We start from the raw sequence: 1,071 nt of genomic DNA, 5'->3' as shown, positions 1-1,071 counted from the left end.
GGACTTGTGGGTGAGTAGAGACAAAAAAAACCTGGAACTTCCGCTAAAGATAATCCAGGATCTGTTTTCAATCAATGTATCAATTGACAATGAAGAGTTTGTCATCAAGGTGCCTGACTATTTACAGAGGGCTGTACATTTCCATGAAAAGGAATGGAAGCTTGTAAACCGAAGAGTTGCAAATGGTTTTGTTTATCTTAGTGCACATGAAACAGTCAGGCTGATACGAGCTGAGCTTGGTGAATACATCAATGGAAAGATCCAANAATTGACAATGAAGAGTTTGTCATCAAGGTGCCTGACTATCTGCAGAGGGCTGTACATTTCCATGAAAAAGAATGGAAGTTANATCTTCTATCAAAGGGCCAGACGGTTGACCAGATTGCTCCCTTGTTCAAGAATGCTCCAGATTACAACGAGAGAACTACGAAATATCAGTTAGAGCACATCTCAGGCTCGTCTGGAAGTGGAACAAAATACCAATGTCCGTCATGTGAAAAATTACGAAGTGAAAGCCTTTGTTTTGCCACACCTGACTGTGATGGAATAATAAATCCTGTACAGTTTGGCAAAAAGAGGAAGAGTCCATGATTGAAAAAGATGTATCTCTGATACAATCCGCATTCAAGGAATATTATTTTAATCGCTTTGACTTGATACATGTACCGCAACGTGCAACAGAGCGAGAGTTTGGATATCAAAAGTTCAATTCTGGTATGACCAGACACTTGGTTGTAAAAAACGACAAGGAACTTCATCTGTTATTGATGAGAGAGGTTCCATCCGATGTGTATTGTTCTAATGCATACTATACATTCCCAAACCTTCCCATGTCTGAAAAAGACTGGAAGGGTGCTGACTTGATATTTGATATCGATGCAAAGGATCTGGGTCTTTCATGCAGAAAAGATCATACTGTATTCAAGTGCAGCTCTTGCAGTAATCATGCCACTGAATTCCAGTCGCAGTGTACCAAGTGTGGCTCGACAAAGTTTGAGACTGTATCTGTTGGATGCAAGAACTGTATCTCAGAATCCAAAAAAGAGGTTACAAAACTTGTTGATATCATGA

General features: G+C 39.9%; 2 pseudogenes. Both read left to right on the top strand.

What is annotated here, in order from left to right:
• Positions 1–349: 349 nt before the first annotated feature.
• Positions 350–591, top strand: a pseudogene (locus DYY66_RS15055) (DNA primase); the annotation flags it as partial.
• Positions 588–1,071, top strand: a pseudogene (locus DYY66_RS11300) (DNA primase); the annotation flags it as partial. The pseudogenes DYY66_RS15055 and DYY66_RS11300, both read left to right, overlap by 4 nt.

It is taken from the genome of Candidatus Nitrosotalea sp. FS, from assembly GCF_011319475.1.
Lineage (GTDB): Archaea > Thermoproteota > Nitrososphaeria > Nitrososphaerales > Nitrosopumilaceae > Nitrosotalea.
Note: the sequence above shows the minus strand (reverse complement) of the source record. Positions and strands in the feature narration are given on the sequence as shown.